The sequence below is a fragment of the Ancylobacter sp. WKF20 genome, from assembly GCF_029760895.1.
In the GTDB taxonomy this organism is placed as follows: Bacteria; Pseudomonadota; Alphaproteobacteria; order Rhizobiales; family Xanthobacteraceae; genus Ancylobacter.
In genome coordinates this window covers 1,902,863-1,922,752 of record NZ_CP121679.1, presented here as the reverse complement: position 1 = coordinate 1,922,752, position 19,890 = coordinate 1,902,863, and the positions used below count along the sequence as shown (strand labels likewise).

At 66.4% G+C, this 19,890-nt stretch carries 17 protein-coding genes; 6 read left to right on the top strand and 11 right to left on the bottom strand.

Features of this window, described 5'->3' with window-relative positions; all coding sequences use genetic code 11:
• Positions 1-7: 7 nt before the first annotated feature.
• The 3 genes from urtC to urtA all read right to left on the bottom strand — a co-directional run bounded on the left by urtC (position 8) and on the right by urtA (position 3,504).
• Positions 8-1,186 carry an urea ABC transporter permease subunit UrtC gene (gene urtC, locus AncyloWKF20_RS08870; protein ID WP_279317503.1) on the bottom strand — a complete coding sequence of 393 codons (1,179 nt, stop codon included), beginning with the start codon at positions 1,184-1,186 and terminating at the stop codon, positions 8-10.
• 10 nt (positions 1,187-1,196) lie between these two features.
• On the bottom strand, positions 1,197-2,123 hold the full coding sequence (gene urtB / locus AncyloWKF20_RS08865) for an urea ABC transporter permease subunit UrtB (protein ID WP_279317502.1): 927 nt from the start codon (positions 2,121-2,123) through the stop codon (positions 1,197-1,199).
• A 100-nt stretch (positions 2,124-2,223) separates the two neighbouring features.
• The gene (gene urtA, locus AncyloWKF20_RS08860) at positions 2,224-3,504 is read right to left on the bottom strand and encodes an urea ABC transporter substrate-binding protein (RefSeq protein WP_279317501.1); all 1,281 of its coding nucleotides are present in this window, start codon (positions 3,502-3,504) and stop codon (positions 2,224-2,226) included.
• Positions 3,505-3,979: 475 nt separating this feature from the next.
• Between urtA and AncyloWKF20_RS08855 the strand changes: the two genes are divergently transcribed.
• The 3 genes from AncyloWKF20_RS08855 (at position 3,980) to AncyloWKF20_RS08845 (ending at position 8,844) form a co-directional block, all read left to right on the top strand.
• On the top strand, positions 3,980-7,369 hold the full coding sequence (locus AncyloWKF20_RS08855; protein WP_279317500.1) for an ATP-binding protein: 3,390 nt from the start codon (positions 3,980-3,982) through the stop codon (positions 7,367-7,369).
• Entirely contained in the window at positions 7,359-8,288 is a 930-nt protein-coding gene (locus AncyloWKF20_RS08850) for a response regulator (RefSeq protein WP_279317499.1), read from the top strand. Before AncyloWKF20_RS08855 ends, AncyloWKF20_RS08850 begins: the two co-directional genes overlap by 11 nt.
• A gap of 226 nt (positions 8,289-8,514) precedes the next feature.
• Positions 8,515-8,844 carry a hypothetical protein gene (locus AncyloWKF20_RS08845; protein ID WP_279317498.1) on the top strand — a complete coding sequence of 110 codons (330 nt, stop codon included), beginning with the start codon at positions 8,515-8,517 and terminating at the stop codon, positions 8,842-8,844.
• A gap of 107 nt (positions 8,845-8,951) precedes the next feature.
• Here AncyloWKF20_RS08845 and AncyloWKF20_RS08840 read toward each other — a convergent pair whose 3' ends face one another.
• Both AncyloWKF20_RS08840 and adh read right to left on the bottom strand, forming a co-directional pair.
• Positions 8,952-9,380 carry a DUF779 domain-containing protein gene (locus tag AncyloWKF20_RS08840; protein WP_279317916.1) on the bottom strand — a complete coding sequence of 143 codons (429 nt, stop codon included), beginning with the start codon at positions 9,378-9,380 and terminating at the stop codon, positions 8,952-8,954.
• Between the two features lie 187 nt (positions 9,381-9,567).
• Positions 9,568-11,085: an aldehyde dehydrogenase gene (adh, locus tag AncyloWKF20_RS08835; RefSeq protein ID WP_279317497.1), complete on the bottom strand. Its 1,518-nt coding sequence runs from the start codon at positions 11,083-11,085 to the stop codon at positions 9,568-9,570.
• A 237-nt stretch (positions 11,086-11,322) separates the two neighbouring features.
• On the opposite strand from adh, the gene AncyloWKF20_RS08830 reads away from it, so the two are divergent.
• Positions 11,323-13,224, top strand: a complete 1,902-nt coding sequence (locus tag AncyloWKF20_RS08830) for a sigma-54-dependent Fis family transcriptional regulator (protein ID WP_279317496.1) — start codon at positions 11,323-11,325, stop codon at positions 13,222-13,224.
• A 66-nt stretch (positions 13,225-13,290) separates the two neighbouring features.
• Positions 13,291-13,548, top strand: coding sequence for a hypothetical protein (locus AncyloWKF20_RS08825; protein WP_279317495.1), 258 nt, complete (start codon positions 13,291-13,293; stop codon positions 13,546-13,548).
• Between the two features lie 3 nt (positions 13,549-13,551).
• Here the strand turns inward: AncyloWKF20_RS08825 and mnhG are convergent, their stop codons facing one another.
• The 6 genes from mnhG to AncyloWKF20_RS08795 are packed head-to-tail and all read right to left on the bottom strand — an operon-like array spanning position 13,552 to position 19,567.
• On the bottom strand, positions 13,552-13,917 hold the full coding sequence (gene mnhG / locus AncyloWKF20_RS08820; RefSeq protein ID WP_279317494.1) for a monovalent cation/H(+) antiporter subunit G: 366 nt from the start codon (positions 13,915-13,917) through the stop codon (positions 13,552-13,554).
• On the bottom strand, positions 13,914-14,195 hold the full coding sequence (locus AncyloWKF20_RS08815) for a K+/H+ antiporter subunit F (RefSeq protein ID WP_279317493.1): 282 nt from the start codon (positions 14,193-14,195) through the stop codon (positions 13,914-13,916). Before AncyloWKF20_RS08815 ends, mnhG begins: the two co-directional genes overlap by 4 nt.
• A complete protein-coding gene (locus AncyloWKF20_RS08810) occupies positions 14,192-14,689 on the bottom strand; it encodes a Na+/H+ antiporter subunit E (RefSeq protein ID WP_279317492.1) in 498 nt (165 codons plus the stop codon). Before AncyloWKF20_RS08810 ends, AncyloWKF20_RS08815 begins: the two co-directional genes overlap by 4 nt.
• Complete coding sequence (locus AncyloWKF20_RS08805; protein WP_279317491.1) at positions 14,686-16,317, bottom strand: monovalent cation/H+ antiporter subunit D; 1,632 nt, start codon at positions 16,315-16,317, stop codon at positions 14,686-14,688. The genes AncyloWKF20_RS08810 and AncyloWKF20_RS08805 overlap by 4 nt, the downstream gene beginning before the upstream one ends.
• Complete coding sequence (locus tag AncyloWKF20_RS08800) at positions 16,317-16,658, bottom strand: Na+/H+ antiporter subunit C (RefSeq protein ID WP_279317490.1); 342 nt, start codon at positions 16,656-16,658, stop codon at positions 16,317-16,319. The genes AncyloWKF20_RS08805 and AncyloWKF20_RS08800 overlap by 1 nt, the downstream gene beginning before the upstream one ends.
• Positions 16,649-19,567 carry a monovalent cation/H+ antiporter subunit A gene (locus AncyloWKF20_RS08795; protein WP_279317489.1) on the bottom strand — a complete coding sequence of 973 codons (2,919 nt, stop codon included), beginning with the start codon at positions 19,565-19,567 and terminating at the stop codon, positions 16,649-16,651. The genes AncyloWKF20_RS08800 and AncyloWKF20_RS08795 overlap by 10 nt, the downstream gene beginning before the upstream one ends.
• Before the next feature lie 88 nt (positions 19,568-19,655).
• Here AncyloWKF20_RS08795 and AncyloWKF20_RS08790 point away from each other — a divergent pair, with 88 nt between their 5' ends.
• Entirely contained in the window at positions 19,656-19,883 is a 228-nt protein-coding gene (locus AncyloWKF20_RS08790) for a helix-turn-helix domain-containing protein (protein ID WP_267581811.1), read from the top strand.
• The last annotated feature ends 7 nt before the right edge of the window (positions 19,884-19,890 follow it).

The following is a 19,890-nucleotide window of genomic DNA, read 5'->3' as shown; positions in this document are numbered from 1 at the left end:
AGCCTCCTCACTCGGCAGCGGCGGGGGCGACCGGCCCGGAGGCCGGCGGGCTGGCGGAAGGCGGCGCGGTGCGGCGTTTCGGCGCCCCGCCGAACAGCGGCCCGAGGCGCGGGGCGACATAGCTCTGCCAGAGGCCGGCAATGCCGTTCGGGAAGATCAGCACCACGGCGATGAACAGGCCGCCGAGGCCGAACAGCCAGAGCTCGGGGAAGCTCTCGGAGAACGAGGTCTTGGCCCAGTTCACCAGCAGCGTGCCGTAGATGGCGCCAAGGATGGAGAGACGCCCGCCGACCGCCGTGTAGATGACCATCTCGATGGAGGGCACGATGCCGACGAAGGAGGGCGACATGAAGCCCACCTGCAGGGTGAACATCGCCCCGCCGATCGCCGAGAGCGAGGCCGCCAGGCAGAACACGAAGATCTTGAAGCTGGAGACGTCGTAGCCGGAGAAGCGGACGCGGTCCTCCTTGTCGCGCATGGCGACGAGGATGCGGCCGAGCTTGGAGGACTTCACGAAATAGGCAAGCAGGATGCAGGCGAGCAGCAGGCCGACGCAGATGAAGTAGAGGATGGTCTTGGCGCTGTCGGTGCGGATGTCCCAGCCGTGCAGGGTGCGCAGGTCGGTGATGCCGTTGATGCCGCCCGTATAGCCCTGCTGGCCGATGATGAGGATGGTGAGGATGGCGGCTAGCGCCTGGGTGATGATGGCGAAGTAGACGCCGCCGACCCGCCGCTTGAACATGGCGTAGCCGACGATGAGGGCGAACAGCGCCGGCACCAGGATTACCGCCAGCGTGGTGAAGCCGAAGCTGCGGAACGGCTCCCAGAACCAGGGCAGGGAGGTGATCTGGTTCCAGTCCATGAAGTCCGGGATGCCCGGCGTCGACTGGATCTTGGTGTTCTCGACGCTGGAGGCTTCCAGCTTGAGATACATCGCCATGCAGTAGCCGCCGAGGCCGAAGAACACGCCCTGGCCGAGCGAGAGAATGCCGGCATAGCCCCAGCACAGCACGAGGCCGAGCGCGACGAAGGCGTAGGTCAGGTACTTGCCGACGAACTGCAGGCGGAAATTATCCAGCGCCAGCGGCAGCACGACGAGCAGGAGGAGGGCGAGCAGCGCGATCCCGATCATGTCCTGCGGGCGCAGGAAGAAGGTGCGTGCGGATTTGGGGGCAGGAATGGTCATGGACGCCTCCTCAACGACGGACCTTGATGACGAACAGGCCCTGGGGTCGCAGCATCAGGATGATGACCACCCCGAGCAGCGTCAGAACCTTGGCCATCGAGCCGGAGAGGAAGAACTCCATGGTCGATTGGGCCTGGGAGATGGTGAAGGCGGAGGCGATGGTGCCGAGCAGGCTTTGCGCGCCGCCGAAGACGACGACCAGGAAGGTGTCGACGATGTAGAGCTGGCCGGAGGTCGGGCCGGTCGAGCCGATCATGGTGAAGGCGGAGCCCGCGACGCCGGCGATGCCGCAGCCGAGGCCGAAGGTGTAGCGGTCCACCTTCTCGGTATTGATGCCGACCGCGCCCGCCATGACGCGGTTCTGCACCACGGCGCGCACCTGCTTGCCCCAGTTCGACTTGTACATCAGCACGGCGACGGCGACGGTGATGGCGATGGTCAGGCCCATGACGAACAGGCCGTTGATCTGCACCTCGACCACATCGGTGACCGGGAGCGAGCCCATCATCCAGCTCGGCAGCTCGACGCCGACCTCGCGCGGGCCGAAGACCGAGCGGTAGAGCTGCTGAAGAATGAGGCTGAGGCCCCAGGTGGCGAGCAGCGTGTCGAGCGGGCGTTTGTAGAGGCGGCGGATCATCAGCCATTCCACCGCCATGCCGAGCGCACCGGTGACGAAGAAGGCCAGTATCATCGCGACGAAGAAGTAGATGCCGAACAGGCCGGGGATGAAATTCAGAAAGAACTGCGAGGTGAAATAGGTGACATAGGCGCCGAGGATCATGAACTCGCCATGGGCCATGTTGATGACGCCCATCTGGCCGAAGATGATCGCCAGCCCCAGCGCCATCAGCAGGAAGACCGAGAAGAGGATCAGCCCGGCGAAGCCCTGCATGAGGAAGATGGAGCTGAGCTCCGTCAGCGAATATTCGGAAAACATCGGAAATCCCCCGGCGTGCGCGCGCGTGGCGCGGTCGTCTCCGTCAACGGAAAAGTGCCCCGGAGAGGGCGAGCCCTCTCCGGGTGGGAGCGTCAGCCGATCACTGGTAGCCCTTCGGGAACGGATCGGGCTCGATCAGCTCGGGGGTCTCGAACACCACCTTGAACTGGCCATCGAGCTGCGCCTGGCCGACGCGGGTCTTGGACCAGAGGTGATGGTTCGGGTGGATCTTGACGTAGCCTTCCGGCGCCTTGGCGAACTCGATCCCGGCCGAGGCGGCGGCGATCTTGTCGATGTCGAAGGAGCCAGCCTTCTCGACGGTGAGCTTCCACAGCCAGGGGCCGAGATAGGCGGCCTGGGTGACGTCGCCGATCACGGTCTTCTCGCCCCACATCTTCTTGAAGGCGGCGACGAAGTCCTTGTTGTTCGGGTTGTCGAGCGACTGGAAGTACTTCATGCAGCTATAGGCGCCGGCGAAGTTCTCGCCGCCGATGCCGTCGATCTCGTCCTCGGTCACTGAGATGGTGAGCAGCGTCTGCTTCGAGAGGTCGATGCCGGCGGCCTTGAGCTGCTTGTAGAAGGCGACGTTCGAGCCACCGACCACGGCGGCGTAGATCACGTCCGGCTTGGTCAGCTTGATCTTGTTGATCACCGAGTTGAACTGGGTGTGGCCGAGCGGGAAATACTCCTCGCCGGCGACCTTGCCGCCCAGATGCGCCTCGATGTGCTTGCGCGCGATCTTCATCGAGGTGCGCGGCCAGATGTAGTCCGAGCCGATGAGGTAGAAGCTCTTGCCGTTCTTGGTCTTGTTGACCCAGTCGAGGCCGGCGAGGATCTGCTGCGTGGCTTCCTGGCCGGTGTAGATCACGTTCTTCGACTGCTCGAGGCCTTCATAGAAGGTCGGGTAGTACAGCATGCCGTTATACTGCTCGAACACCGGCAGCACCGCCTTGCGCGAGGCCGAGGTCCAGCAGCCCATGACGGCCGCGACCTTGTCGTTGACGAGCAGCTTCTTGGCCTTCTCGGCGAAGGTCGGCCAGTCGGAGGCGCCGTCTTCCTGGATGTACTTGATCTTGCGGCCGAGCACGCCGCCCATGGCGTTGATCTGCTCGATGGCGAGCTTCTCTGCCTGCACCGAGCCGGTCTCGGAGATGGCCATCGTGCCGGTGACCGAATGCAGGATGCCCACCGTCACTTCCGTGTCGGTCACGGCAAGTCCCGTCGTGTTGACGGCCGAGGTGGCGGGCGTCTGGGCAAAGGCTGGCGTCGAAAAAAGACCGCTCTGCGCAAGCAACGGGGCAGCCGGAAGCGCGGCCATTCCCATCAGAAGCTTGCGGCGCATACTGGAAAACTTCGACGGATTGTCGTTTTCGGAAGACATACGATCCCCTCCACGGGTTTGACGTGGCCTCAACAAGCTTCTCGATGTGCTTGCATTGTGTGGATCGTGGCGGTCGATGCGGCGTCGCAGCAATACGTCGATTGACGTATAGGTGAATTTGACCCGTGCCCTCACAGTAGGTACTACGCTGCGGCGGCGATTGTCTCCGTGGCGTTGAAGTTTTTCGCGCGCGCGCGCGAAGTAGAATCCATATAAAGTGATTAATTTGTTGGCAGTTTGTCGCCAATCTGCCTCGGATTACGTAGGGGATATTCACAGCGTCCCGCGCCGTGTAGGGCTTTGTCCTTCCGTTGCAAGGTTTCTTGCGGTTCGCGGGGAAACTGGAACGTTTCGTGCTTCAAGTGGTGCGGTGGGCTGAAACACCAGTCCATCAGTGTGGTGCAACAAGAAAATTCAGTGCCGGGAGGTTCATCGCGCGGGCATGTCAAGCGTCGGGACGGCGAGGCAAACCGCCATGGCGGCAGAACAGAAGATCGTTCGCGTGCGGCGCCGCTATAACCAGTGGGTCGTCAACGAGACGCTGGAGGATTATGCGCTTCGCTTCACCGCGAAGAGCGCGCGCCGCTGGTCGGCGCTGCGGGTGGCGAACACCGCGCTCGGCGCCGTGTCCTTCCTGGCGCTGGAGGCGATCGGCGGCGCGATCACGCTGGCCTATGGCTTCCCCAATGCGGTGGCGGCGATCCTCGTGGTCAGCCTCATCATCTTCGCCGCCGGCCTGCCCATCAGCTATTACGCCGCCAAGTTCGGCGTCGATATCGACCTGCTCACCCGTGGCGCCGGCTTCGGCTATATCGGCTCCACCATCACCTCGCTGATCTACGCCTCCTTCACCTATCTGTTCTTCGCCATCGAGGCGGCGATCATGGCGCTGGCGCTGGAGATGTGCTTCGGCGTGCCGCTGATGGTCGGCTATTTCATCAGCGCGCTGGTGGTCATCCCGCTGGTGACGCACGGCATCACCTTCATCAGCCGGTTCCAGCTCTGGACCCAGCCCTTCTGGCTGCTGCTGAACCTCATCCCCTTCGTCTTCATCTTCGCCTATCACGGCGACGCCTTTGGCGAGTGGGCGTCCTATACCGGCCGGCTCGGCGCGTCGGACGGGTCGTTCGATCCCCTGCTGTTCGGCTCGGCCACCATGGTGGTCTTCGCGCTGGTGGCGCAGATCGGCGAGCAGGTCGACTTCCTGCGCTTCCTGCCGCGCCGCGCGCCCGGCCGCACCGCCATGGTGCGCAATGGCGTGTGGTGGCTGGCGCTGCTCTCCGCCGGGCCGGGCTGGATCGTCCCCGGCGCGCTGAAGATGCTGGCCGGCTCCTTCCTTGCCTATTTCGCGCTCACCCATGGGGTGCCGCTGCTGCACGCGACCGAGCCGACGCAGATGTATCTCGTCGCCTTCGAGACCGTGTTCCCGCCCCAGGTGGCGCTCGCCTTCACCGGCGTGTTCGTCATCCTCGCCCAGCTCAAGATCAACGTGACCAACTCCTATGCGGGGTCGATTGCCTGGTCGAACTTCTTCTCCCGCCTCACCCACAGCCATCCCGGCCGGGTGGTGTGGCTGGTGTTCAACGTCACCATCGCGCTGCTGCTGATGGCGCTTGGCATCTACAAGGTGCTGGAGCAGATCCTCGGCCTCTACGCCATCGTGGCGGTCGCCTGGGTGGCGGCGCTGGTGGCCGATCTCGTGGTCAACAAGCCGATGGGCTGGAGCCCGCCGGGTATCGAGTTCAAGCGGGCGCATCTCTACGACATCAACCCCGTCGGTCTCGGCGCGGTGCTGGCCGGCACGGTGGTCGGCAGCGTGGCCTTTGCCGGGCTGCTCGGGGTGGTCGCGCAGGCCTTCGCCCCCTTCCTGGCGCTGGCGGTGTCCTTCGTCACCGCGCCGGCGATCGCCTTCAGCACCAAGGGCCGCTACTACATCGCCCGCCGCACCACCAAGAACTGGCAGTCACGCACCACGCTGAAGTGCTGCATCTGCGAGCACAAATTCGAGCCGGAGGACATGGCGCATTGCCCGGTCTATGCCGGGCCGATCTGCTCGCTGTGCTGCTCACTCGACGCGCGCTGCCATGACCGCTGCAAGGAGGATGCGCGCTTCCCCGACCAGATCCTCGCCGTGCTGCGCGCGACACTGCCGAGCTGGGCGGTGGCGCAGATCAATTCGCGCATCGGCCATTATATCGGGGTGCTGTCGCTGCTGGCGGCGGTCATCGCGGCGATTCTCGGCGTCATCTATCTACAGGCGAGCTTCGCCCCGCCGGACGAGCGGGCGGCGGTGGGCAGCGTGCTGTTCACCCTCTATTTCATCCTGCTCATCATCGCCGGCGTCGCCGCCTGGCTGTTCGTGCTGGCGCAGGAGAGCCGGCGCGTGGCGCAGGAGGAGAGCCACCGCCAGACCGCGCTCTTGATGCGCGAGATCGAGGCGCATAAGCGCACCGACGCCAAGCTGCAAAAGGCCAAGGAGGTGGCCGAGGCTGCCAACCTCGCCAAGAGCCGCTATGTCGTCGGCATCAGCCATGAGCTGCGCACGCCGCTCAACGCCATTCTCGGCTATGCCCAGCTTCTGGAGCGCGACGCCGCCATTCCCACCCACCGGCGCGACGCGGTGCGTGTGGTGCGCCGCTCGGCCGAGCATTTGTCGGGGCTGATCGACGGGCTGCTCGACATCTCCAAGATCGAGGCCGGGCGCCTGCATCTCTCGCGCGACGAGGTGCGCATCGGCGAGTTCCTCGACCAGGTGGTGGACATGTTCCGCCTGCAGGCAACCGCCAAGGGCATCGACTTTGTCTATGTCCGCCCCGAGCGGCTGCCGCCGGTGGTGTTCACCGACGAGAAGCGGCTGCGGCAGATTCTCATCAACCTCCTGTCCAACGCCATCAAGTTCACCGCCAGCGGGCGGGTGGCGCTGCGTGTCGCCTATCGCAACCAGGTGGCGGAGTTCGAGGTGGAGGATACCGGCATCGGCATCCCTGCCGCCGACCACAAGCGCGTCTTCGAGCCGTTCGAGCGCGGCGATCGGGCGGGCACCTATTCCACCGCCGGCATCGGCCTCGGCCTCACCATCACCAAGCTGCTCACCGAGATCATGGGCGGCGAGATCGGCCTCACCTCCGTGCCGGGCGAGGGCAGCACCTTCCGCGTCAAGCTGATGCTGTCGGAGGTCACCAATCCCTCGCGCCTCGGCCCGATCCAGCACCGGCGCATCATCGGCTATGCCGGCCCGCGCCGGACCATTCTGGTCGCCGATGACGACGCGGCGCATCGCGAGCTGATGCACGAATTGCTGCTGCCGCTCGGTTTCACCGTGCTGTCGGCGGGCGACGGCATCGCCGCGCTCGACATGGTGCGCCAGTGGGATCCCGACGTGCTGCTGCTCGACATCGCCATGCCCGGCCTGAATGGCTGGGAGGTGGTGCGCCTCGTGCGCGACGAGGGCTTTGCGCGGCTGAAGATCGTCATGATTTCCGCCAATGCCGGCGAGATCCGCGAAGGGCTCGCCGCGCGCCAGCATGACGAGCAGGTGGTGAAGCCCGTGCATTTGCGCGGGTTGCTGGAGAAGCTGGAAAAGCTGCTGGAGCTGCAATGGATCGGCGAGGGCGAAGTCGCGCCCGATGCCGTGCCGGCGCGCCCCTCGGCGCCGCTGCGCCCGCCCTCGGCGCGCCATCTCGACGATCTGATGAAGCTCGGCGAGATTGGCTATGTGCGCGGCATCAAGGCCAAGCTCACCGAGATCGAGAGCGCCGGGCCCGAGCATGGCGCCTTCGTCGCGCATCTGCGCGATCTCATGGAAACCTTCGACCTCAAGCAATACATGGCCGTTCTGGAGGCGATGCGCAGCGATGATGCATAGCGTGGAGCGTCGCGACATCATTCTCGTGGTGGACGATTCCCCCGAGACGCTGAGCCTTCTGACCGACGCGCTGGAAGCGTCGGGCGCGACCGTGCTGGTGGCGGTGGAAGGCGCCAACGCGCTCGCCCTCGTCGAGCGTATCACCCCCGACGTCATCCTGATGGACGCGGTGATGCCCGGCATGGACGGCTTCGAGACCTGCCGCCAGCTCAAGCGCAACAAGGCGGTGGCGCATGTGCCGGTGATCTTCATGACCGGCCTGTCGGAGACCGAGCAGATCGTGAAGGGGCTGGAGGCGGGCGGCGTCGACTATGTCACCAAGCCGATCTCGCCGGACGAGCTGATCGCCCGCATCCGCGTGCATCTGTCCAATGCCCGCCAGACGCTCAGCGCCCGTGCCGCGCTCGACGCCTCCGGCCGCTTCCTGCTCTCCGCCACCCGCGCGGGGCGGGTTTTGTGGAGCACACCGCAGGCGACGGCGCTGCTCGCCGCCATCACCACCTCGCCGCCGGGCGACAGCCTGATGCTGCCCGAGCCGGTGTGCCGCTGGCTCGCCGGCCGGCGCGGCGACGAGGCGGGCGCGGCGCCGGACGCGATCGAGCTGCCGCTCGACGGCAGCCGGCGGCTCAAGCTCTCCTATGTCGGGCAGATCGGCCCGGAGGAGCTGCTGCTGCGCATCCTGGAAGATGAAAGCCGCTCGCCCGAACAGGTGCTCAAGGCCAAGCTGAATCTCACCGTGCGCGAGGCCGAGGTGCTGGTCTGGCTCGCCCGCGGCAAGGCGAACCGGGATATCGGCGAAATTCTCGGCCTGTCGCCGCGCACGGTGAACAAGCACCTCGAACAGATCTACTCCAAGATCGGGGTGGAGAATCGGGCCGCCGCCACGGCTCTCGCGGTCACCGCGCTGGCGCCGAAATAGGCATCCATCTCAATGGTTTATGACCCGCCGCCGGCGTCCCGAAAGGGCCGCTGGCGGGGTGTTTTGCTGCCCTTTTGCCGGGCGGGTTGCCAAGTGCGCGATCAAATCGCGGGCTGGAAATTTGAAATTTTGATGAAAATTGCATCGAAATTAGAACTAATTTCTTGCTTGATGCCTAATGACGTGTAACCTCTGTGCAAACACCGGGTATTACCGGGAGGGAAACGTGAAGCCATGGCTCTGCGCTGTCGGTAGCGCTGCCCTTACCGCCATCATGGTCGCCGGCCCCGTGGTCGAGGCCCAGCCGCGCACGCCCGGTCTCGGGCTGCAGGACGCGGTCGAGCGCACCTGCGTCATCGAGCTGCGCTCCGGCGCCAATGGCGAGCGCATCCAGCTGCAGAACATCTGCTTCAACCCGCGCGCCGTGCGCATCGCCTGGGGCGATGGCCGGCTCATCGACTACTGCCTGAACAGCGGCGGCGATGTGCGCTATGTGGTGAAGCTGAGCGACGATTACCGCCTCACCCGCGAGCAGGACATCCTGCTCTGCCAGTGAGCCCCGCCGCGCGCGGGGCAGGGGTATCGACACAATTCGGGCTGGGGAAGCCCATAGGGCGTCGTCCGCGAGGGCGGCGCCCTTTGCTTTAGCGCCGCTTGCGGGCGCTAGGCTTCCGCCACGCCATAGCTGAGCGGGGCGAGGCGGTCCACCTCGTCATCGGCGAACAGCCGCGAGCGGGTGAGGAAGCGCACATCGCGCCCGTTCTCCAGGCTGAACATGCCGCCGCGACCAGGCACCAGGTCGATGATGAGCTGGGTGTGCTGCCAGTAGTCGAACTGCGACGGGCTCATATAGAACGGCGCGCCGCCGATCGCTCCGAGCCGCACGTCGCGGTCGCCGACGATGTAGTCGCCGACGGCGTAGCACATGGGCGAGGAGCCGTCGCAGCAGCCGCCGGACTGGTGGAACAGCACCGGGCCATGCTGGGCGGTGAGCGTGGCGATCAGTTCGAGAGCCGCCGGCGTCGCCAGCACGCGGGGCACGGTGCCGGCGGCCTGCGTCGGGGCGGGAAACGTCGGTGCATCCGTCGTCATGGTGTCCACGCAAAACCTCCGATAAAGAGCCGCCGTCCCGGTGAAGGGCGTCCGGGACGGCGTCAGTCGGTCACGCCAATGTGGCGACAATGGCGCTACGCGCGGCTGCAGCGCGTGGGGAGGCGGGCCCGCGCGGCGCGCGGACCCGTAGCGGCTTAGAAGAAACCGGGCTCAGAAGAAGCCGAGCTCAGAAGAAACCGAGCTTCTTCGGGCTGTAGCTGACCAGCATGTTCTTGGTCTGCTGGTAGTGGTCGAGCATCATCTTGTGGTTCTCGCGCCCGATGCCGGACTGCTTGTAGCCGCCGAACGCCGCATGGGCGGGGTAGGCGTGGTAGCAGTTGGTCCACACGCGGCCGGCCTGGATGGCGCGGCCGAAGCGGTAGGCGCGGTTGCCGTCACGGGTCCACACGCCGGCGCCGAGGCCGTACAACGTGTCATTAGCGATGGCGAGCGCGTCGGCGTCGTCCTTGAAGGTGGTCACGGACACGACCGGCCCGAAGATCTCCTCCTGGAAGATACGCATCTTGTTGTGGCCCTTGAAGACCGTCGGCTTCACGTAATAGCCGCCGGCCAGCTCGCCGCCGAACTCGTTGCGCGCGCCGCCGGTGAGAACCTCAGCGCCCTCCTGCTTGCCGATGTCGATATAGGACAGGATCTTCTCAAGCTGCTCGGAGGAGGCCTGCGCGCCGATCATGGTCGCTGGGTCGAGCGGCGAGCCCTGCACAATGGCTTCCACCCGCTTCAGCGCCTTCTCCATGAAGCGGTCATAGATGCTTTCCTGGATCAGCGCGCGGCTCGGGCAGGTGCAGACCTCGCCCTGGTTCAGCGCGAACATGACGAAGCCTTCGACCGCCTTGTCGAAGAAATCGTCATCCTCAGCCACCACATCCTTGAAGAAGATGTTCGGCGACTTGCCGCCCAGCTCCAGCGTCACCGGGATCAGGTTCTGGCTGGCATACTGCATGATCAGCCGGCCCGTCGTCGTCTCGCCGGTGAAGGCTATCTTGGCGATGCGGTTGGAGCTGGCGAGCGGCTTGCCGGCCTCGAGGCCGAAGCCGTTGACGACGTTCAGCACGCCGGCCGGCAGCAGGTCGGCGATCAGCTCGACCAGCACGAGAATGCTGGCCGGGGTCTGCTCGGCCGGCTTCAGCACCACGCAATTGCCGGCGGCGAGAGCCGGGGCGAGCTTCCACACCGCCATCAGGATCGGGAAGTTCCACGGGATGATCTGACCGACCACGCCGAGCGGCTCATGGAAGTGATAGGCGATGGTGTCGTGGTCGATCTCGCTGATGCCGCCTTCCTGCGCCCGCACGGCGCCGGCGAAATAGCGGAAATGGTCGATGGCGAGCGGCATGTCGGCCGCGGTCGTCTCGCGGATCGGCTTGCCGTTGTCCCAGGTTTCGGCGAGCGCGAGAAGGTCGAGATTCTCCTCCATGCGGTCGGCGATCTTGTTGAGGATCAGCGCGCGCTCGGTCGACGAGGTGCGGCCCCAAGCGTCCTTGGCGGCGTGCGCGGCGTCCAGCGCCTTCTCGATGTCGGCGGAGTCGGAACGGGCGACATCGCAGATCTTGCCGCCGGTGATGGGGGAGGTGTTCTCGAAATAGCGGCCATTGACCGGCTCGACGAACTGGCCGCCGATGAAGTTGCCGTAACGGGCCTTGAACGGGGACTGCTTGGTGATGGCGATTTCTGGCTTGTTCATTTGTTCCTCCCAGGCTGGGACCGCTAAGTTTGCACCCGCCGTGCCAGCGTCATCCCGCGTCGCACAAAATCGTTATTGCAGGGCGGGAAAATATTGAAATGCAAGGCACAAGCAATGTTCACGCAGACGTGCCATCGCGATACCGCTGGACGGGCGCCGAAAACTTGCTAGAAACTGTCGTATAGAACAACAATGCCTGCGACACGTGTTGCAAAATGCAACACACGGGAGGATCGCATGCGCTCGGAGCCGACGCCTCGGGCCGTCCTGGCGGCCCGCAAGCAGTTCTTTCTTCAGGGCCGGGCCGAGGGGCCGCTGGTCGCCTCGGCGTTGCCCGAGCCGATCCTGCGCTCCTGGCAGCGCTGCGCCGCGCGCGGTCTCGACAATGCCGCCCTGCCGCGTCTCGAACCCATGACCATGCGCGAGCTGCGCGAGGTGGGCGAGCGGCACGAGAAGCTGCGCCGCCTCTGCCGCCCGGAGATCGAAAGCCTCTATGCCGACGCCATGCAGACCGGCTGCGTGGTCATCCTCACCGATGCCGAGGGCCTGATCCTCGACGCGCTCGGCCATGCCGATTTCGCTGCCCGCGCCGCGCAGGTGGCGCTGCGGCCCGGCGTGTTCTGGGGCGAGAGCTCCACCGGCACCAATGCGGTGGGCACGGCGCTGGTCGAGGGCCGGCCGATCTCGGTGCATGGCGGCGAGCATTATTACGACCCGCACGGCATCCTCAGCTGTTCCGCCGCGCCCATCGTCGACCCCTATGGGCAGATGGTCGGGGTGCTCGACCTCTCCGGCCCGGCGGCGGTGGACCATCGCCACGCGCTCGGGCTGGTGCGCATGGCGGTGGAGCAGATCGAGCATCGTTTCTTCGACGAGGATTTTGGTGGCCGCCGCGTGCTGCGCTTCCAGGCCGACCGCGCTTTGCTCGGCACTGCCCGCGAGGGCGTGCTGGTGTTCGAGGACGACCGGCTGGTGGCGGCGAGCCGCGCCGGGCTGGACCTCATCGGTGCCGACTGGTCGGCGCTGGGCGCCCGCCGCGCCGGCGAGTTCTTCGAGCAGATGCCGCGCGCCGATGGCGGGGCGCATCTGCTGCGCGGCACGGATGGGCGTCCGCTCTATGCCCGGCTGGACGCCCCCGCCACCGGCTCCACCTCCCGCCCGGCGCCGGGGCCGCGACCGACCCCGCGCGAGACCGGCCCGCTGCTGCGCCCCGGCGACCGCGAGATGCTCGCCCGCGCCGTGCGCATGGTCGAGGCGGACGTGCCCGTTCTCGTCGTCGGTGAGACCGGCACCGGCAAGGAAATGGTGGCGCACGACATCCATCGCCGCAGCTCCCGCGCCAATGGCCCCTTCGTCGCGGTCAATTGCGCGGCGATCCCGGAGACGCTGATCGAATCCGAGCTGTTCGGCTATGAGGACGGCGCCTTCACCGGCGCTCGCCGGCAGGGTCGCAAGGGCCTGCTGCGCGAGGCCGATGGCGGCGTGCTGTTTCTCGACGAGATCGGCGATATGCCGCTCGCCCTCCAATCCCGCCTGCTGCGCGTGCTGCAGGAGCGCGAGATCGCCCCGCTCGGTGGCGGCCGCCCGGTGCGGGTGGACTTCGCCCTGCTCTGCGCCACCCATCGCGACCTGCGCGCGCTGGTGGAGGCCGGCGGCTTCCGCTCCGACCTCTATTTCCGCATCGCCCACTACACCGTCGAGCTCTCCCCGCTGCGCGCCTTCGACGACCGCGCCGACGTCATCGGCGAGCTGTGGGCCCGGCTGGTGCCGGATGAGCGGCTTACCCTGTCGCCGACCTGCCTCGCCCGCCTCGCCGCCTATGGCTGGCCGGGAAATTTCCGTCAGCTCGCGGGCACGCTGCGCGCGCTCGCCGCGCTCGCCGACCCCTATTGTCCGGTCGGGCCGGAGATGCTGCCGCCGGACATTCGCGGCCTGGACACACTGGCCTCACCGGTCACGCGTTTGGACACATCGTCCACCCCACTGCACTCACACGCCACGGCGTCCGAGAGCCTCGACGACCTCACCGTGGAGGCGATGCGGCGCACGCTGGAGGCCTGTGGCGGCAATGTCTCGCAGGCCGCGCGCCGGCTCGGCGTCAACCGCTCGACGCTCTACCGCCGCCTGCTCAACGCCTGAGGGGCGGGGAACAACCCGGCCGGCCGTAAGTTGCCATGGTGCAAAAACACCAAGGAAGGCAAGCACATGGCCCGTGACCCGCGCACCCTCGACCAGAACCCGGTCGTCGTCGATCCCGCCAATATCGATGCGGTCCTCGATGATCGCCTCACCGATGTCAGCGACCCGAAGACCCCGCCCATGGGCGAAATCCGCAACGACAACGACCCCAAGGACGGCGCCCGCAATGAGCGCACCGGCGGGCGCTTCGAGGCCAAGACCATCCAGACCGTGGACGGTTCGAAAGACGGCACGCCGCAGGAATCGAGCGATCCCCGTCGCTGATACTCAAGCAATATCAATGGGATCCGGGTCGCGCTCGGGCGCGGCCCCGTTGCCTTCCACCCGGTCGCGGTAGAGCGAAGCGCGTGCCAGCAGCATCAGCGTGACCGGGGTGGTGATGGTCAGGAACAGCGCGATCAGCAGCTCATGCACGAGCATCCGGCCCTGCAGGACGGAGAAGCAGAGCATCGAGCCAATCAGCAGGCATCCCGCCCCCAGCGTCGCGCCAAGGGACGGGGCGTGGACGCGGGAATAGAAATCCGGCAGCCGCAGCAGCCCGATAGACCCGATCAGGGCGATCACCGCGCCGGCAAGGACCAGGAAAGAGACGATCAGCGCCGCCCATAGCGGCAGGTCGGGGGCGTCGCTCATTCGATAACTTCCCCACGCATCAAGAACTTAGCCATGGCGACGGTGGCCACGAAGCCGAGCGTGCCGATGAGCAGCGCGGCCTCGAAATACAGCGTCGTGCCGGAACCGATGCCGATGGTGATGAGCATCAGCATGGCGTTCACATAGAGCGTGTCGAGCCCGAGGATACGGTCCTGCGCCCGCGGCCCCCGCATGAAGCGCAGCAGGCACAGGCCCATGGAGATCGCCAGCAGAACCTGTGCGATGGTCAGCGACCAGCCGAGGATGAGGACGCTCATTCGAAAATCTCCCGCAGCAGCGCCTCATAGCGCAGCTTGATGAGATCGGCCCATTCAAGTTCATCAACGAGATCAAGAACATGCAGCAGCAGCGTGCCGCGTGTCGGGTCGTAGTGCACCCATTGGGTGCCCGGCGTGCAGGTCATGATGATGGCGAGCACGGCAAGACCGTAGCGGTCGGTCATGTCGAGCTTCAGGGTCATGAAGCCGGCATGGGTCCGCCGCTCCGCTCCCCCGAGAATGATCCGCCCGACCGCGAGATTGGAGCGGAACACATCGACGAACACGCGCCCGGCGAGGTGCAGCGCCGCGCGCGGGCGCTTCAGCCGCACGGGCGGCGGATCGAGTGCGACCATGGCCCAGGTGCCGCCGAAGGCCACCAGCATGCCGAACAGCACGGTGGCCGGCGCGAGGCTCTGCTTGAGCAGCAGCCACATCACCGTAAGTGCCAGAAAAAGAAACGGAAATGGCAGGACGCGGCGGATCATGTTCATGGCGCGCCTCCCGCTGGCCGCCGGATCGGCGCGCCGGTGCCGAGCACATCCTGCGCGTAGATCTGCGGCCAGTAGAGCACCTGCGTGGTCGCCTCCATGTAGCGCATGGCGGGCCCGCCGAGGATGGTGAGGCCGACGCAGATGAACAGCAGCGCCGCCACCGGCACCGCCTCGATCGCCCGCACGCGCGGAATGCTGCCGGCCGAAGGCACCCACAGCGCCCTCATGCCCGAGCGGCTCATCGCCACCAGCGTGGTGAAGCCGGAGAGAATGAGCAGCGCGACGAACGCCCAGTCATCCACCCCGATCCGCCCCGCCTCGTTCAACACCGCGGACAGCATGGCGAATTTGGCGATGAAGCCGGAGAGCGGCGGCAGGCCAGCCAGCAGCACGGTGCAGGCGACGAAGGCGCCACCCAGCACGGCGATGGTGGCGGGAATGGCGACGCCCACTTCCTCCTCCTCATCGTCGAGGTCATCTTCCGGGTCGCCGAACACTTCCTGAGACACCGCAAGCACATCCGCGCCCGCCTGCTGCCCCCGCTCGACCAGTTCCACCAGCAGGAAATAGGCGGAAATCGCCAGAGTCGAGGTCACCAGATAGAACAGCGCGCCCGAGACCGCGGCGCTGTTGCCGGTGCCGATGGCGGCGAGCAGCGTACCGGAGGAGACCAGCACGCTGTAACCGCCCATGCGCTGGAGCGACTGCGAGCCGAGCACGCCAATGGCGCCGAAGGCCATGGTGGCCATGCCGCCGAAATAGAGCCACCCCTCGCCGAACCCCGCCGAGGGGCCGCCCTCATCGCCGAAGGTGAGCAGGAACAGCCGCAGGATCACATAGACGCCGACCTTGGTCATGATGGCGAACATCGCCGCCACCGGCGTGCTCGCGGCGGCATAGGTGGTGGGCAGCCAGAAGCTGAGCGGCCACATGCCGGCCTTCACCAGGAAGGCAATGCCGAGAATGCCGGCGCCGATCTCGAACAGCACACGCGACTGGCTCGTGAGCGCCGGCACCATGCGGCCGACATCGGCCATGTTGAGCGTGCCGGTGACGCCATAGATCAGGCTGACGCCGACCAGAAAGAGCGAGGAGGCGACGAGGTTGATGGGGATGTAGTGCAGCCCCGCCCGCACCCGCGCCGTGCCCGAGCCGTGCAGCACCAGGCCATAGGACGCGGCGAGAAGAATCTCGAAGAAAACGAACAGGTTGAACAGGTCGCCGGTGAGGAAGGCGCCGTTGAGACCCGTCAGCAGGAACAGGAACAGTGTGTAGAAGCGCGGCCCCACGCGGTGCCAGCGCGCGAGCGAGAAGAGCAGCGTGCAACTGCCGAGAACCGCCGTGACCATTAGCATCAGCGCCGACAGCCGGTCCGCCACCAGCACGATGCCGAAGGGCGGCGGCCAGTTGCCGAGCGGGTAGACAATCATCGACGAGCCGCGATCGCCGACGGGCGTGCTCGCGATCACCACCAGCACCGCCGCGATGACCAGGAGCGCCGCCGCGGTGCCGAGGCTCAGCGCCATCTTCAGGCGCCACCGGCGCTCGCTGAACAGGAGCATCAGCGCCCCTACCGCCAGCGGCAGCAGGATCGGTGCGATGACAAGGTGGTCGAGCGGGCTGCGCATCACTCCGTCTCCCGCCCGTCGACATGGTCGGTGCCGGTGCGCCCGCGCGCGGCGAGTAATACGACGAGGAAGAGCGCCGTCATGGCGAAGCCGATGACGATGGCGGTCAGCACCAGCCCCTGCGGCAACGGATCGGCCACAGTCGCGGGGTCACCGACCCCGCCATTGAGCAGGATCGGCGGGGCGTCGAGCTTCACCCGGCCCATGGAGAAGATGAACAGGTTCACGCCATAGGAGATCAGCGAGAGGCCGATGATGACCTGATAGGTGCGCGGACGCAGGATCAGCCAGACGCCGGAGGCGGCGAAGATGCCGATGCCGAGGGCGAGGATCATCTCCATCTCTCACCTCCTTCCGAGACCTGCGCCGCGCGGGAGGAGCGCAGCGACTGGTGGGCGAGGGCGATGAGGATCAGCACGGTGGCACCCACCACCAGCGCGAACACGCCGAGATCGAACAGCAGCGCGCTGGCGAGCGGGATTTTCCCGAGCACCGGCAGGTCCAGATACTGGAAATGCGTGGTGAGGAAGGGATAGCCGAACACCCAGGAACCGACGCCCGTGCCCACCGCGGTGAGAAGACCGAGCCCCATCCAGCGCAGCGGCAGGACGCGCAGATGGTCTTCCACCCAGCGCGTGCCATTGGCCATGTACTGGATGACGAAGGCGATGGAGAGCGTGATGCCGGCCGCGAAGCCGCCGCCCGGCAGGTCGTGCCCGCGCATGAACAGATAGACCGCGAGCACCACCACCACCGGGAACATCCAGTTCATGATGAGGCGCGGAATGAGCAGATAGTCGCTCACCGTGTCGCCGGGCGTGCGGTCGGGCTCGGCATGGTCGAAGGCGTTCTGCAGACGCTGCTGCTCCGGCACCTCCTCGCTTTCCGGCGCCGGGCGGAAGCGGCGCAGAAGTGCGAAGACGGTAAGACCGGCGAGGCACAGCACGACGATCTCGCCCATCGTGTCGAAGCCGCGGAAATCGACCAGGATCACGTTGACGATGTTGGTGCCGCCGCCCTCGGTATAGGCGCGCTCGACGAAGAAGCGGGAGACGCTCTCCGGCAGCGGCCGGGTCATCATGCAGTAGGACAGGAAGGCCAGCGTCCCGCCAAAGGCGGTGGCGATGGTGAAGTCGGTGTAGCGGCGCACCAGCACGGAGAGCGGCGGGCGGTTCGGGTACACATTCTCGATGCGCTTGGGCAGCCAGCGCAGGCCGAGCAGCAGCAGCACGGTGGTGACAATCTCGACGAGGAGCTGCGTCACCGCGAGGTCGGGTGCCGAGAGCCAGACGAAGGTCAGGCACGTGACCAGCCCGGCGCCGCCCATCAGCACCAGCGCGGCAAGGCGGTGGTATTTGGCCTGATAGGCCGCCGCGAGGGCGCAGGTCGCCCCGACGGCCCACATCAGCGCGAAGGCCGGCTCCACCGGCGTACCGATCAGCGATCCGGCCCCCGCCACGCCGCCGACCAGCAGCGGCGACAGGGCCGCGAGGATGGCGAGCCCGATTACCAGCCGCATCTGCGGTTGCAGGCGCCGCGTGCCGAATGCCGCCTCGGCGGCCGGGGCCCATTGCAGAGCAAGGGTGGCCAGCGCCTTCTCGAAGATGCGCTGCCCCTTGAGCCCGCGAATGATCGGCGGTCCTTCAATGCCGCTGTCGAGATAATCGCGCAGCGCGTAATAGAGCAGGATGCCGCCGGCAAGCGCGATGAAGCTCATCAGCAGCGGCAGGTTGAAGCCGTGCCAGACGGCGAGGCTGTAATAAGGCGTGGAACCGCCGAGCACGGATTCCACTGCCGTCCCAAGGATGGGGCCGACGACTAGCGTCGGCACGATGCCGATGAGCAGGCAGATGAGCACCAGCAGCTCGATCGGAAAGCGCATCCAGTGCGCGGGCTCGTGCGGGGTCTTCGGCAGGTCCACCGGGGGCGGGCCGAAGAACATGCCGAGGATGAAGCGCAGCGAATAGGTCACGCTGAACACACCGGCCAGCGTCGCCCAATAGGGCAGGCTGTCGTCGAGCAGCGAGCCGGTGTGGTCGGCCACCGCTTCGGCGAAGAACATCTCCTTGGAGATGAAGCCGTTGAGCAACGGCACGCCGGCCATGGAGGCAGCAGCAACCATTGCGAGCGTGCCGGTGAACGGCATGTAGCGGTAGAGCCCGCTGAGCTTGCGCAGGTCGCGCGTGCCGGTCTCGTGGTCGATGATGCCCGCCGCCATGAACAGCGACGCCTTGAAGATGGCGTGGTTCAGCGTGTGGAAGATCGCCGCCACCGCCGCCAGCGGGCTGCCGAGGCCGAGCAGGAGGGTAATGAGGCCGAGATGGCTGATGGTCGAATAGGCCAGCAGTCCCTTCAGATCCTGCTGGTAGATCGCCGCGAAGGCGCCCAGCAGCAGGGTGATCAGCCCGGCCGGCACGACGATGTAGAACCACGCGTCGGTGCCCGACAGCACTGGCCAGAGGCGGATCATCAGGAAGATGCCAGCCTTCACCATCGTCGCGGAATGGAGATAAGCCGATACCGGCGTCGGCGCCGCCATGGCGTGCGGCAGCCAGAAATGGAACGGGAACTGCGCGCTCTTGGTGAAGGCGCCGAGCAGGATCAGCGCCAAAGCGGGCATATAGAGGTCGCTGTCGATGATGAGATGGCGCGAGGCCAGAATCTCGTCGAGATCGTAGCTGCCGACGATCCGCCCGATCAGCAGCACGCCAACCAGCAGGCACAGCCCACCCGCCGCGGTGATGATGAGCGCCATGCGCGCGCCGTCACGCGCCGTCGCGCTGTGGTGCCAGTACCCGATCAGCAGGAAGGAGAAGAGGCTGGTCAGCTCCCAGAAGAAGACGATCTGGACGAGGTTGCCGGAGACGACCACACCGACCATCGCCCCCATGAAGGCAAGCAGGAAGGAGAAGAAGCGCGGCACGGGATCGTCGGGCGACATGTAGTAGCGCGCATAGAGCGCCACCAGCGCGCCAATGCCGAAGATCAGCAGGGCGAAGAGCCAGGCGAGGCCGTCGAGCCGCAGGGTGAAGTCGAGCCCCAGCATGGGCAGCCAGTCGAGATGGAGCCGCACTGGCTCCTGCGCGGCGACTGCCGGGTAGAGGGCGACGATGATGACGCAGCCCGCGACAGCGATCGCGCCGGCGAGGCTGGCGGCGGTGTTGCGAGCATTGGTCGGCAGGAAACCTGCCAGCAGGGCGCCGGTGAAGGGCAGGACAAGCGCGGCAAGGAGCAGCCAGCCATTCAACATCTGCGCGCCTGCCCTCCTGCGTTGCACCCGTCTTGCGTGATTTCGCCCATTATGGTTGATTTGGACGTCGTCACGCAAGGCAAAAGCCATGGAACTGGCGCCGGAACAATGTCGTGCCGCTCGCGGGCTGCTGAATTGGAGCCAGGAGCGGCTGGCCGAAGAGGCGGGCGTCTCGCGCAGCACGGTGCGGGACTTCGAGTGCCATCGGCATGTGCTGCATCGGGGTACCGAATCCCAGATCATCCGCACCCTTGAGGGCGCGGGCGTGATCCTGCTGGCCGCCGGCGAGCACGGGCCGGGTGTGCGCATCCGCTGAGCCAATG